Origin of the sequence: Rhodanobacter sp. MP1X3, from assembly GCF_014207165.1 — a bacterium.
In the GTDB taxonomy this organism is placed as follows: Bacteria; Pseudomonadota; Gammaproteobacteria; order Xanthomonadales; family Rhodanobacteraceae; genus Rhodanobacter.
On the sequence record NZ_JACHCO010000002.1, the window covers coordinates 165,885 to 179,398 of the forward strand.

Consider the following 13,514-nt stretch of genomic DNA (forward strand, 5'->3'; position numbering starts at 1 on the left):
GACCTATTCTCCCTATCACTTCAATGCGGCAGCGTTTGCCGGCCGGTGATGCTGAAATCGGTGCCAACTCCCGCGCCGAACCCGGGCTGGCCACCGCCGATGAAAACACGATACGTCCCCGCCTCGACGGCGCGCTCGCCGCTGGCGTCCACCGTGCTCAAGGCGCGCGGCGACAGCTCGAACATCACGTGACGATGCTCGCCCACGGCCAGATGCACGCGCTCAAAGCCGACCAGGGCGTGACGCGGCGCCAGCGGCGTCTGCGGTGGCACCAGATACACCTGAACGACCTCGTCGCCATCGCGCTGGCCGTCGTTGCGCACGTCGACACCGACCGTGAGCGGCCGGCCGGCCGCAAGCGACGATGCGGAAAGCACCGGCGCGGTGTAGGCGAAGTGCGTATAGCTCAGCCCGTAGCCGAACGGATACAGCGGCGTGCCCTGGAAATAGCGGTAAGTGCGACCCTTCGTGGCATAGCTGGTGTACGGGGGCAGATCACGGCTGGAACGATAAAACGTCACCGGCAAGCGTCCGCCGGGGTTGTAATCGCCGGCCAGGGTCTGCGCGATGGCGGTACCGCCCTGCGCGCCCGGATACCACGCCGCGACGATCGCGTCGGCGTGCTGCTGCGCCCAGTTCAGCGCCACCGCGCTGCCGGACATCAGCACCACGATCAGCGGCTTGCCGCTGGCGGCGACGCGTTCGAGCAGCGCATCCTGCTCGGGTGGCAGACCGATCTGGGTACGATCACCGCCATCGAAACCCGGGACGTCGATCTGCAACTCCTCGCCTTCCACATCCGGCGACAATCCAACGAAGGCGACCACCGCATCGGCCTTGGCCACCGCGGCCTGCGCCTCGGTCAGCTGTGTCGCCGCCGGCGCCAGCCACTGCAGCCGGATGCCCTGATCCTGCCCGCGGTGCACCAGCTCCAGGCGAATCGCATGCGGCCGGGTATCGGCAAAGTGGATCGGTAGCTGCAGTTGGCTGTCATTGCCGTGATCGTCCAGCACGGGCTTGCCATCGACAAAAAGTCGTACCGGGTCATGTCCGGCGCAGTCGAAACAGCGGTCCACATGTACCGCCAGGATGTAGTCGCCGGGGCCTGGCGGCAGCAACTGGCCGGTCCAGCGCACCGCGTAGCGATCGGCATGCAGGCCCTGGATCGGGGCGACATGATCCCAGTCGAAATCGATCCGGCGATCGGTGCGCAGCGCCTGCGGCGGGCCACTGAAATCGGTGTTGTCGAAATAGCTGCCGGCAAGGCCGATGTCGCCATGCGTGTCGTGCAATGCCGTCTCGGGAATCGGTATCGGCACCCCGGCGGCGATCGGCGCGCCCTGCGCGTAGCTCACGCGATCCGCACCGAAGCGCGCGCGCAACCCTTGCAGCGGCGTCACCGGCGCGCTGGCGGTGCCGTGATAGTTCGCTTCCAGTGTCTCCAGCGTATCGGCATTGGGACCGATCACCGCCAGTCGCATGCCGGCGTGCAGCGGCAACGTGCGGTGCGCGTTCTTCAGCAGCACCAGCGACTCCAGCGCGGCGCGCAGCGCGAGCTGCTGATCGGCCGGCGTGTCGACCTGCTCGGCACCGATGCTCTGGTACGGGCTATTGGGCTCGGGTGCCAGTTCGCCCAGCCGGTAGCGCGCGCTGAACAATCGGATCAAGGCACGGTCGATCACCGTCGTGTCGAGATGGCCCTGCTGCACCGCGCGGTCAAGGTCGGCGTAGGCATAGCCGCAATCCAGGTCAGTGCCGGCGCGGATGGCGGCAGCCGACGACTGCGCGTTGTCCGGCTTGAAATAGTGGAACTTGGTCATGTCGTCGACGGCATCGCAGTCGGACACGACATAGCCGCGAAAGCCCCAATCCGTCCGCAGCCGCTGGTCGAGCAGCCACGGGTCGGCGCAGACCGGCGTGCCATGCAAGGCGTTGTAGGCACACATCACCGAATCGGCGTGGCCATCGACGATGGCGGCACGGAACGCCGGCAGATAGGTCGCTTCCAGATCGTGCGGCGAAACGTCGACGTCGAAGCCGTGCCGCCCCGCCTCCGGCCCGCTGTGTACGGCCAAGTGCTTGGGCGTGGCGATGGCGCGCGGATGGGCCGGATCGTCGCCCTGGATGCCGCCGATGAAAGCCACCGCGAGCCGGCCGGTGAGGAACGGATCCTCGCCGTACGTCTCCTGGCCGCGGCCCCAGCGAGGGTCGCGAAAGATATTGACGTTCGGCGACCAGATCGTCAGTCCCTGATAGCGGGCATGGTCATGGCCGGCACCGATGGCGTTGAAGCGCGCACGGGCCTCAGTCGACACCACCGTGCCCACGTCGTGCAGCAGCGGTGGATTCCAGCTGGCCGCCAGCGCGATGGCCTGCGGAAACACCGTGGCATAGCCGCCGCGAGCCAGCCCGTGCAGCCCTTCGCCCCACCAGTCGTAGGCCGGCACGCCCAGGCGCGCGATGGCCGGTGCGCCGCTCTGGGTCTGCGCCACTTTCTCGGCCAGCGTCATCCGGGCCACCAGCGCTGCAGCGCGCGCCTGTTCGCGATCGGGCGACGGCACCTCGGCGGCGCGAGCCACGCCGATAGACACCAGTCCCAGCGCGCAGACCAGCGCGTATGCGCATCCACCGCGCGCGTTCAGCGAGGCACGGCGGATGCGCGCCATCATTGCGGCGCCCCGGCGGCCATCACATCGCCCAGGCTGGTCACGCTCAGCGCATGCTGCAAGGCATCGAGCGACGCCTTGCTTTGTACCGTGAGTGTGACGGTCTCGCCCGGCAGCAGGTTGAACGCATTATCGGAAAGCTCGGCATCGAGATCGCCGAAGGACACCCACACATCGCGCGCCAGCGAGCCGGCGGTGAGCGTGAGCTGGTAGCCGTTCTGCGCTGACGCCAGGGTGGCGTGGATATCCGCTGGCGGCAGCGACAGCTGGTGCGGCTGATCGAAGAACACCAGGTTGCGCGACACCGTGCGTTCGCCGTCCAGCCACTCGAACACCGCGAAGGTCGCGTGCGGATCGGCACCGTGCAACAACTGCGCGTCGGTATAGCTAGCCACCTGGGTGCTGGACAGCGGGGCCACGGTGATCTCGCCAGCGGCCTGCGACAATACCTTGCCGTCGAACGACATTAGCCGCATGCGCCAGTGCGCCGGTACCGCCGTGGTGCGATCGGACACAAGCGACACCGTGGTGGTGCCGTTATTGCGCAATGCAGCCAGCAGCTGCGGTGCGTAGAAACGACGCGCGTGGAACTGCAGCGCCTTCCAGCGTCCGAAATAGTCGATGCTCGACCACGACGCGCCCGGCCATACATCGTTGAGCTGCCAGTAGAGCGAGCCCATGGCCTGCGGCCGCGAAGCGCGCAGGTGCTCGGCGGCAAGCTGGATGCCGTCTGCCTGCATCACCTGGCTGAGATAGACGAAAGACGCGAAGTTTTTCGGCTCACCATAGGCACGCCGGATGTACAGCAGCAGACGTTGGTTGCCGTTGCCGCTGTCGTATTTCTGGTGCGCGCGCATCACCGCCGATTCCGGCTGGCGGTCGTGCGGACCGGTGAACGCATCGATGGTACGCATCACCGGGAACGACTGCAGGCCGTACTCGGACTGGAAACGCGGCGTGATGTTGAGATATTCCTCCACTGGCTTGGCCTGGCCCGACCACACATCCCAGTAGTGGTAATCGCCGTCATCGGGCACGTTCGCCGCGCCGTCGTAATCGGTGCTGGGCGTACTGGCCCAGTAGGGTACGTCCGGCGCGTAGCGCGTGACCACGTTGCGCAGCACGTTGCCGAACAGGTTGACCATGCCGGTGACGATGCGCTCGCGCTCGTCGGGACTGATCGCCTTCTTGAACGCCTGCCGGTCGGGCCAGGACTCCCAGCCGGTCTGCACCTCGTTGTTGCCCGCCCACAGCACGATGCTCGGATGGTCGCGCAATCGCCGAACCTGCTCGATCGCCTCCACGCGGGTGTTCTCGCGGTAGGCCACGTCGTACGGCGGGATCGCACCGCCGAACATGAAGTCCTGCCAGATCATCAGACCGAGCCGGTCGGCCATGGCGTAGAACGCATCGGACTGGTAGTAGCCACCACCCCAGATACGCAGCATGTTCATGTTGGCATCGCGCGCGGACTCGAGTACACGGCGCATCTGCGCTTCAGTCGCCCGCGTGGGGAAACTGTCGAACGGGATCAGGTTGGCACCCTTGGCGAAGATGGGGATGCCGTTGACTACAAACTCGAAGCTCTTGCCCCAGGCGTCGGTGCGTCGCCGCAGCTCCACCGTGCGCAGGCCGGTGCTGTGCTCCGCCCGATAGAGCTCGCCCCCGCTGTCGCGCAAGGTGGCGCGGAAGGTGTACATGTCCTGGGCGCCGTAGCCGGCCGGGTACCATAGACGCGGCCGCTCGATACGCAGCGGCAGGCTCAGTGTCTGGGTACCCGGATCGATCGTCACCTCCCGCGTGATGCGGGCCACGCTACTGCCGTCGGGACCGATCGCCTCGACCGTGGCCTGCAGCGGCACGCCGACATCCGCCTGCACCTCCAGTTGCACATCGACCTGCGCGGCCTCTCTGGAAACGTCGGTCTGCGCGACGTGGAAATCCGCCACGCGCAGCGTGTCCCAGCTGTCCAGATGGACGTGCTGCCAGATGCCTTCGGTAACGATGCGCGGACCCCAGTCCCAGCCATACTGGTATTGCGCCTTGCGGATGTAATTGGCGGTCTGCTTGCCCTTGGGCTCGTCGCCAAAGGCGGAGTCGAACTCGCCCGGCAAGGCGTATGGCTGCTTGAGCAGCCACGGCTGCAGCCGCTTGATCGGTGAATACAGGCGCACTTCCAGCGTGTTGCTGCCAGCGTGCAGTTCGGTCTTGGCCGGGATGCTCCAGCGGCGAAACATATTGTCCGCGCTGATCAGCTTGCTACCGTTGAGATAGACCTCGGCAAACGTATCCAGGCCGTCGAACACCAGCTCCAGGTGATCGCGCAACAGCGTGGCGCGATCCACCTGGAAAGTCGTTCGGTACTGCCAGTCGGCCAGCCCCGCCCACTGGATCGCCGCCTCGTTGTCGCGCACGAACGGATCGCTGACCAACCCGGCATCCAGCAGATCGGTCTGCACCGTGCCAGGAACTGTCGCCGGCCGCCAATGGGCGGTATCCGGGTACGCCCTGGCCTCACTGTCGCCGGGGGCAAGCCGGAACTGCCAGCCCTGGTCGAGCGACTGCGAGCCAAGCGGCGCATGCCCGGCCAGACTGGGAAACGCCGCTGGTAGCAGCAGGGCACCGAACAGGAACCCGCGAAGGCGGCCGGCATGCGCGCGCACCCGGAGTTGAGCAAACATCATGGCGTAGGCTTCCCTGGCAGGTCTGAGGTCGCGTGTTTTTTTGCTGCAGTAATCAACTGCACCGTGCCGATGGCATAGAGCGGGCCATCCGACGGCGCCGTAAAGCGCATGCACAGATCGTGACCGCCGCTTTGCGCAGGCATGGCGCCGGACAAGCTCATGCGCGCGCCCGGTGCCTTGCCTGCCGGTAGCGGCAGGCGGACAAGCACCGGGCCGTCGCAGCGGTCCAGCCGCACTTCGAGTTCGCCATGGGCGGTGGTTGCCGGATAGCTGATCACTTTGACCTGATCGTGCGCCAGACCGAAGTTGCGTGGCAGGCGCGCCGCGTCGACATGGATCGCCGCGATACCGTCCAGCCGTGCGGCTGGATAGATCTTGCACGCGCGGAAGATATCGGCGTTGTACACCGGCGTGTCGGGCGCACCAAGATCCGGCAGCAACGGCAGGCGCAGACCGCTGTCGCCATCGGGACACGGCACCAGCTCGCTGCTCGGCAACGTGCGCAGCGCAGCGTCATCGAGTACGCGGCTGCGCACGGCGGCCAGCACCGTACCATCGGCGGCAAACGGCTGCGCACGCACGGTGGCTGGCAGGCTCAGCTCGATCGGGCCGACGTAGCGCGGCGAGGCCAGCGTCGGAATGCTGCCATCGGTGGTGTAGTGGACCTGACCGTCGTCAACCTGGTTGGCCAAGCTCACCCGCGCCTTGCCGCTGGACAGCGCGACATTGGCACCGCCATCGAGTGTGATGTTCACCGCATACGCGCTGTCGGCGAACGGGATATCCAGCGCCCTATAGCGCCGCAGCTGCGCCGGCATGCGCGCCAGGAAGCTGTGCCAGTCGCGCACTGCGGGTGCCGACCAAGCCACCTCCGCCAATGCATCGATGCGCGGAAACAACGCGTGCTCGATATGCCAGGCCGAGGGCAGATACTCCGACCATAGCGCCGCCTCGGTGCCAAGTACGTGGCCGGCCTGGTCGGCGGTCAGCGAGCGGTCGATCGGGTCGAACGCGTAGACCGTCTTCAGCGGCAGCACGTCGTAACGGCCGTTGGGCTCGTCGGCGCGGTCGCTCTGCAGGTGATCGAAGTACAGCGCACTGCCCGGCGCGAGCACCACGTCGTGGCCCATCCTGGCCGCGTCGATGGCGCCCTGGGTGCCGCGCCAGGACATCACCGACGCGCTGGCCGGCAGGCCTCCCTCGAGAATCTCGTCCCAACCGATCAGCCGACGACCATGCTTGTCCAGGTAGCGGCCGATCTGATCGATGAACCAGCTCTGCATCGCGTTTTCGTCGTTGATGCCAAGCTGCTTCATCTGCGCCTGCACGGCGGACGAAGCTTTCCACTGATCCTTGATCGCCTCATCGCCGCCGACGTGGATATAGGTCGAGGGAAACAGCGCCATCACCTCGTCGAGCACGTTCTTGATAAACCCGAGGCTGTTGGCATCGGTGGCGTACAGGTATGGATTGACGCCCCAGTCGACCGATACCGCAGGACGCTCGCCGGTGACGCCGATGCGCTGTGGATACGAGGCTACCGCCGCCTGCGCGTGCCCGGGCATGTCCAGCTCCGGCACCACCGTGATGTGCCGCGCTGTCGCGTAGGCGACGATGTCGCGCACCTGTGCTTGGGTGTAGAAGCCGCCGTAGCGGTTGGGTTCGCCGTGGGTGCCGGCGCCCGGCGGCGTGCGCCACGCACCGATCGCGGTGAGTTCGGGATAGCGCTTGATCTGCAGCCGCCAGCCTTGGTCGTCGGTGAGATGCCAGTGGAAAACGTTGAGCTTGTGCTCGGCCATCGCGTCCAGCAGCTGCTTGACCGTATCGACACTCTGAAAATGCCGGGCCGAGTCGAGCATCAAACCGCGCCAGCCGAACCGCGGCCAGTCACGCATGCTCAATTCGGGCACGCTGACCGCACCGCGGTGATCGTCCGGCGTCAACAGCTGCCACAGGGTCATGGCGCCGTAGAACAAGCCGGCGCCGCTGCGCGCGGAAAGGCGAATGCCGTTGTGGCCCACTTCCAGCGCATAGCCTTCGGGCTGGGTAACCGGTGCGTTGGGGTCCAGAGCGATACGAATCGCACGTGGCGATGGGGCCGGCTCCTGCCGCACCGTCAGCAGCAGACCACGGGTGCGCCCGAGCAGTTCGGCCAGCTGATGCGCGGCATTCAGCGCATCGGCGTGATCAGCGGGCACGGAGAGCGTCGTGTCGGTCGTCACCTCGAAGCGACCATCGTGACGCTCGATCTGTGCCGGCAGCGGAATCAGCGGCAGCGACCTCGCCTGATCCGCGAACGTCAGTGCGGGTATCGCCAGCCACGCAAGCGCCCATCCGATGCTGACCAGCGCACGGCTCATAGCCATCCGCCGCGTCTCAACGCTTCACGATGGGCAGGGCATCCCAAATCTTCGGATCCTCGGCCCCCAGCACCCACGAACAGAAACCCTCCAGACCGTACTGGTTCACCAATTGCAGGCGGTCATTGAAACTGCGTGCGTCGGGCATGAATACCCATTCGCGCATATCGTCGCGATAAAAGTAATACCAGGACTCGTGCTCGACCGGGTCCCACTGGATCTGCGCACCCTGCTCCCTGGCCAGCGGAAACGATGCGTCGGCATCGATATAGTCGGCGCTGATGTTGGAGGCCTCGGTGCCATCCGCTTTCACCGGGTCGCCGGTGAACCAGCGGTAGCCGTACAGCGCGATACCCAGCGACAGTTTCTCTTTGGGTACAAATTTCAATGCATATTCGAGGTGCTTGAGCATCCACGGCATCCCGTCGACCGGGCCCGGCGTAGTCCAGCGTGTGCTCTGGTCGTACGTCATCAGGCAGATCAGATCGGCATACTTGCCCAGTGCCGCCAGATCGTAGGCGCCACGCCAGTACTGCCACATCCACTTGGAGAACGGCCCCTCGCCGGCGTGGCCTGGTGCATTGGGTACCACCGCGATCGACAGTTTCAGGCCGTGCTTGTGTAGCGCCTCCGCCGTTTGCTTGGCCATCAAGCTATAGGCGTCGCGGTCGGTCCACGAGATGCTCTCGAAATCAAACTGGAACCCGACGTAGCCGTGCTCCGTGGCCTGCTGCAGCAACGACCCGATCATCTGCTGCTTGGCCGTCTCGTCATGCAGCAGCTCGTGGAAACCCTTGCGGCCGGCGGTCATCGAGAGAATCGGCATCACCGGCAAATGGTGCTGCCTGGCGAGGTTGAGGACGAAGTCGTTGGGCGCGCCGTTGACCAACCCCTCCGCATCGACGCCATACCAGGTGGGCACCAGCAGGCCGATCTTGTCGACGTGGGCCACCATGGAGTCGACCGACTTCTGCGTGCTCATCAGGTAGAACAACGCGGTCGGTTCGGCGTGCACGGCACTGCTCAAAAGCATGCTGGCGAGCAGCCATCCGAGGAGTCGTTTCATGGCTGATCCTTGGCGCTGGAATCGAGGCCGGGCATCGCGATGCGCAGCACATACGCGGATTCCCCCGCCGGCTTGCCGGGCAGGCTGACGTGCAGTCCGTCGGACTGCTGGGTCGTCTTGAGCGTCTTGCCGTCGGCGAGCAAGGTGACCGCACCGACATGGTCGGACGGTTTGATCGAATGGATCACCGCCTCGGCGTTTTTCGGCCAGCCCAGCTCGATGGCGTACAACGCGCCCGGCTTGGTGGTGAAGCGGAAGTCCTCGGCGGTATACGGCTTGGTCCTGGTGTCCTGGAAGCTTCCGCTCGCCACCTCGGTGGGACCTTCGCCGTATACCCGCCACGGCCGGGTATCGTAGATCGCCTGACCGTTGACCTTCAGCCAGCGACCGATCGCCAGCAGGATGTTGCTTTCGGCTTTGGGAATGGTGCCGTCGGCACGCGGCCCGATATTGAGCATCAGGTTGCCGTTCTTGCTGACCACATCGGCCAGCAGATGGATCAGGAAGGTGGGCGACTTGTAGGTGTCGCCCTCCACGTAACCCCAGGAGTTGTCGCTGACCGACGTGTCGGTCTGCCAGTGGCGCGCCTGGATACCGGATAGTTGGCCACGTTCGATGTCGAGCACGCCGGCGCCCTCGGGAAAATCGCCGAGCTTGTAATTCACCACCACGCCATCGCGCTTCGCGCCCTGGTTGTAGTAGTAGGCGAGCATCTTTGGCAGCGTGTTGCGAAAGGTGGGATGACCGATCCACCAGTCGAAATAGATCATGTCCGGGTGGTAGTCATCGATGAGTTCGGCGGTGCGCGCAAGCCAGTCATCCAGCCATGCCTGCGAGACATAGGTCCAGTCTTCGGCGAGCTTCTGGTCATCCTCGGACAGATGGTTCTCGGCTGGGCCGTACAGGCTGGCATAACGCGGATCGTTGACGTCCGAATCGATATGCCGGCCGCCGTCGAAAAACCAGTCATGTTCGGCGCGATGAGACGACACGCCAAAACGCAGGCCCTGCGCGCGCACGGCCTTTTCCAGCAGCCCGATGATGTCTTTGTGCGGACCCATCTTGGCGGCGGTCCATTCCGACAACTTGGAGTCGTACATGGCGAAGCCGTCATGGTGCTCGGCGACCGGCACCACGTAGCGCGCGCCGGCCGCTTTGAACAGCGTCGCCCAGGCAGCCGGATCGAAGCGCTGGGCCTTGAACATCGGGATGAAGTCCTTGTAGCCGAACGTCGACTGCGGCCCATACGTCGCGATGTGGTGGGCGTAATCCGTGCTGCCCTTCTGGTACATCTGGCGCGAGTACCACTCGCTGCCGAACGCGGGCACCGAATACACGCCCCAATGGATGAAGATGCCGAACTTGGCGTTGTCGTACCAACCTGGGGATCGGTACGTTTCCAGCGACGCCCAGTCAGCGTGGAACGGGCCGTCATCCATATGCTCGGCGACCCGATTGAGAATGGCGCTGCGCTGGGGCGCGTATGTCGCCGTGGCCTTCTGCCAGGCCAGGTCGGCCTGACGCGGCGTGAGCGTATCGGCGGTCGGCGCCGTGGGCGACACCGCCGCAGCGGCCGCCACCGCGCTGGCGCAAAACAGGCCAGTCAGGGCGGCGAGAAAAGTCCTTGAGGGCTTCATGGGGATGATGTCTCCGTGCTTGACTGGTAGTGGGCGCTAACGAAGCGCGCCGCGTGGAAGGAGCGACGCAGACTATTCACGCACACTCCGGTGGAAGCATCACTATCGATTGGCAACTGCGCATTGTCGATGGCGGCAGCGGGTTTCCAGTTGCTGTGCAGGGCGCAGGGCGTGGCCAGGTAGGCTGAGCAGGCAGATCGCCGCGACCAGCACAGGCATCGTGCATGATTCCGGCGAGCAGAAAAAATATCAGAAAGGTGCAAGCTCGCCTCGACATCGTTCAATCACCCACCATGTCTAGCCAATCCCTACCCATCGTGCCGCACCGGCAACCAGCGATGGCCATGCAAAAAAGCCACCGGCGGCGGGTGCCTTGGGAGAAAAACATCCGCCGCCAGTGGTGACGCACTTGCTACATCAAAGCTTGAAGTTGAAGCCGACCGTGTATGTCCGCCCATTCTTGTAATAACCGAGCGGTGCTGCCTCGTCGGTGCTGAACTGGTAGTACGTCTGGTCAAGCAGATTCGTGGCGCTGGCAGTCACGCTGAGCCAGGAATTGATCTGATATGCCGCCGTGAAATCGAGCTCCTTGTATGCATCGCTGAACTGCTGTGCGTCCAGACGACCGATCTGCGTGAAGTATCTCGTACGCCAGCTGTAATTGAGGCGTGCCGTCCATGGTCCGTGCTCGTAATACGGGATGATGTTGATCGTGTTTTTTGACAAGTACGGCATATTCAAGCCAGGACTTGTGCTCGCATGGGTGTAGGTGTAATTGGTCTGCAGACCAAAACCGTGTCCAAGATCCTGCTGGTACATCAACGAGATGCCACGGACTTTGGCGTTGCTTTCATTGACCGGCGAGGAAACCGAATAGGTCGACACTGTTCCGGTGAGCGGGTTGAGCAACTGCTCATCGTGCGCCACATTGACAATGTAGGTTCCGATATCGCGGTAGAACACTTCGGTGGACAACACACTGGACGGTGCGAAATACCACTCGCCCGCCAAATCGTAGTTGGTCGACTGATACGGTTTGAGGTCCGGATTGCCACCACTGGCCGTCAGTTGCTGGTCGTCGCGAGTGACCTGTCCCGCCAGATCGCTATAGCGTGGCCGTGCGATTACCTTGGAGGCCGAAAAGCGCAGAACCTTGTCGTCATCGATGTCACGGGCGAGGTTGAAGCTCGGCAACGGCTTGTAATACTCCTTTTTGGCAGCGATCTGCGTGTAAGTCGTACCGCTGTCGAGTGTCTGCCAATAGGTAGATTTGTCCATGGTATCGACGTAGCGCACACCGAAGTTGCCACGCCAACCATTGGCATCGAAGTTGAACTGCGTGTACAGATCCTTGGTGATTTCCTTGACGCCGAAGGACGAGCCGTAATCGATGTGGTAAGCGCCCTGCGGCAGCGACTTCAGGTAAGCGATCACGTCATTCAGATTGGCGGTGGGCCAATTGTTGAGATCGCCGCTGGTATTCATGCCATCGTAAAGACCGCTTGGTGCCGTACCTGGATCGAACTGGCTCAGCAGGATGTCGCTCGTGGCATAGATCGAGTTGCCGAGAGCGGCGACGCCATTATCGTGGTTGATGTACTTCACCCCCATCTGCACCTGATTGATCGGCCCCCAATCGAGATCGCGGCTGGCATCGAACTGGGCGTACTTCTCCTTGTCATCGCTCACCGCATAGTAAATGCCGCCGGCCTGTTGACCGCTCGTCAGTCCCCAGTTACTGGCACTGCCATTGTCGTAGTTGACGCTGGTGGCGCCGTTGGTCGTACCGGCGTAACCGAAGTTGTAGCCACCCGATTGCAGCAAATACTTCATCAGGTATTCCGGGTCCTTGCCGCCCGTGGCATCGGTATAGCCCACTTGACTGGTGAACACCCAACTGTCGCCGTTGTAGTCATGGCGAAGATTGAAGCTCTTGGTGGAGACCTCGGACTTGCGGTAGTTGGCGTCCAGCTCTGCATAGGGCTGATTGCCGTTGCCCGCACCGGCCGTCACGGTACCTGAGGTGATCAGACCGTTGTTGACGGTAAGACTGGTAATTTTGTCCATGTCGCCGCAGCCAGGGCAGACATAGCGCGCCTCGCTGTAGTTGTTGTACGTGCCTTTGACGTACATGCCGGTGAAGTTGAATTCGTTGTGGTCGTCGGGCCGCCATTCCAGGGCCGACTGGATACCGTTGCGCTCACGTGTTTGCTGAAAGAAGTCGCTATCGACGGCGACTGGAATCTTGGCAGTCTTGTAGTCACCGCTGCCGGTGACGGTCGGATTGCCGGTGATGCCGGCGCCGGTGGTATAGCCGAAAAACTCGATGCCGGCCTGCGAAAGATTCTGCTTGTCGTGTGTGACCGTGGTCAGAAAGCCGAAGGTATCGTCCTGGTTCTTCCAGCTCCACAATACCGAGCCGCGCGGATTCCCGTCTTTGGAGCGATCGTTGTAGCTCTCGCCGAGCGAACCACGCAGGGTGTTGGCTGGCAGATCCAGCGGCTTTCGCGTATTGACGATCACCGTGCCGCCAATGCTGCCTTCGTCGATGCGCGCTTCAGGCGACTTGTAGACCTCCATCATGCCGATGATTTCGGGTGACAGCAGCGTGTAGTTGAAAGTGCGTCCGCTCGTATCGCTGGGGTTACCGCCCCAGTCGCCGGATGCCACAGTCTGGCCATTGAGCAGGATACGATTCAACGCCGGGTCGGTGCCGTTGATGCTGACCTTTTCGCCTTCACCGTACAGACGGTCTACGGTGATGCCCGGCAAATGCGACAGCGATTCGGCGGCGTTGGTATCAGGGAACTTGCCGATATCCTCGGCGCTGATCGCATCGACTACCGCATTGGCATTGCGCTTGATATTGAGCGCCTTTTCAAGGCTCTGGCGATAACCGGTGACGGTCACTGTCTGAAGCACCTTCGCCTGCTTTTCCTTCGCCCGCTCCTCCGGGGTCTTGGTCTTGTCAGCCGCGGCATCCTGGGTCGGTGAGGCCTGAGTCGGTGCGGCGGCATCCTGTGCGTGCACTGCGGCCACCAGCCCCAAACCGGCAAGAATGCTGGCGCACAAGATTGTCTTGCTGATCATCATTGAGTTCC

7 protein-coding genes are annotated in these 13,514 nt (G+C 63.6%); 1 reads left to right on the forward strand and 6 read right to left on the reverse strand.

Features of this window, described 5'->3' with window-relative positions; genetic code table 11:
• Positions 1-20: 20 nt before the first annotated feature.
• Genes HDE79_RS07210 through HDE79_RS07230 form a run of 5 tightly spaced genes read right to left on the reverse strand, consistent with a single transcriptional unit; the run spans position 21 to position 10,413 of the window.
• Positions 21-2,666 carry a glycoside hydrolase family 3 protein gene (locus tag HDE79_RS07210; RefSeq protein ID WP_184601276.1) on the reverse strand — a complete coding sequence of 882 codons (2,646 nt, stop codon included), beginning with the start codon at positions 2,664-2,666 and terminating at the stop codon, positions 21-23.
• Complete coding sequence (locus tag HDE79_RS07215; RefSeq protein ID WP_184601277.1) at positions 2,666-5,350, reverse strand: glycoside hydrolase family 2 protein; 2,685 nt, start codon at positions 5,348-5,350, stop codon at positions 2,666-2,668. Before HDE79_RS07215 ends, HDE79_RS07210 begins: the two co-directional genes overlap by 1 nt.
• Positions 5,347-7,710, reverse strand: a complete 2,364-nt coding sequence (locus HDE79_RS07220) for a family 20 glycosylhydrolase (RefSeq protein ID WP_184601618.1) — start codon at positions 7,708-7,710, stop codon at positions 5,347-5,349. Before HDE79_RS07220 ends, HDE79_RS07215 begins: the two co-directional genes overlap by 4 nt.
• A gap of 16 nt (positions 7,711-7,726) precedes the next feature.
• On the reverse strand, positions 7,727-8,776 hold the full coding sequence (locus HDE79_RS07225; protein ID WP_184601278.1) for a glycosyl hydrolase family 18 protein: 1,050 nt from the start codon (positions 8,774-8,776) through the stop codon (positions 7,727-7,729).
• Positions 8,773-10,413 carry an alpha-L-fucosidase gene (locus tag HDE79_RS07230; RefSeq protein WP_184601279.1) on the reverse strand — a complete coding sequence of 547 codons (1,641 nt, stop codon included), beginning with the start codon at positions 10,411-10,413 and terminating at the stop codon, positions 8,773-8,775. The genes HDE79_RS07225 and HDE79_RS07230 overlap by 4 nt, the downstream gene beginning before the upstream one ends.
• A 224-nt stretch (positions 10,414-10,637) precedes the next feature.
• Between HDE79_RS07230 and HDE79_RS07235 the strand changes: the two genes are divergently transcribed.
• A complete protein-coding gene (locus HDE79_RS07235) occupies positions 10,638-10,817 on the forward strand; it encodes a hypothetical protein (protein WP_184601280.1) in 180 nt (59 codons plus the stop codon).
• 13 nt (positions 10,818-10,830) lie between these two features.
• Here the strand turns inward: HDE79_RS07235 and HDE79_RS07240 are convergent, their stop codons facing one another.
• Positions 10,831-13,503 (reverse strand): TonB-dependent receptor, encoded by a 2,673-nt coding sequence (locus HDE79_RS07240; protein WP_184601281.1) that lies wholly within the window; start codon positions 13,501-13,503, stop codon positions 10,831-10,833.
• Between the last annotated feature and the right edge of the window lie 11 nt (positions 13,504-13,514).

Bases quoted from the DNA above. Each gene is read 5' to 3' on its own strand.
- HDE79_RS07210 (WP_184601276.1), bottom strand. From the start codon at position 2,666: ATGGCGCGCATCCGCCGTGCCTCGCTGAACGCGCGCGGTGGATGCGCA.
- HDE79_RS07215 (WP_184601277.1), bottom strand. From the start codon at position 5,350: ATGATGTTTGCTCAACTCCGGGTGCGCGCGCATGCCGGCCGCCTTCGC.
- HDE79_RS07220 (WP_184601618.1), bottom strand. From the start codon at position 7,710: ATGAGCCGTGCGCTGGTCAGCATCGGATGGGCGCTTGCGTGGCTGGCG.
- HDE79_RS07225 (WP_184601278.1), bottom strand. From the start codon at position 8,776: ATGAAACGACTCCTCGGATGGCTGCTCGCCAGCATGCTTTTGAGCAGT.
- HDE79_RS07230 (WP_184601279.1), bottom strand. From the start codon at position 10,413: ATGAAGCCCTCAAGGACTTTTCTCGCCGCCCTGACTGGCCTGTTTTGC.
- HDE79_RS07235 (WP_184601280.1), top strand. From the start codon at position 10,638: ATGATTCCGGCGAGCAGAAAAAATATCAGAAAGGTGCAAGCTCGCCTC.
- HDE79_RS07240 (WP_184601281.1), bottom strand. From the start codon at position 13,503: ATGATCAGCAAGACAATCTTGTGCGCCAGCATTCTTGCCGGTTTGGGG.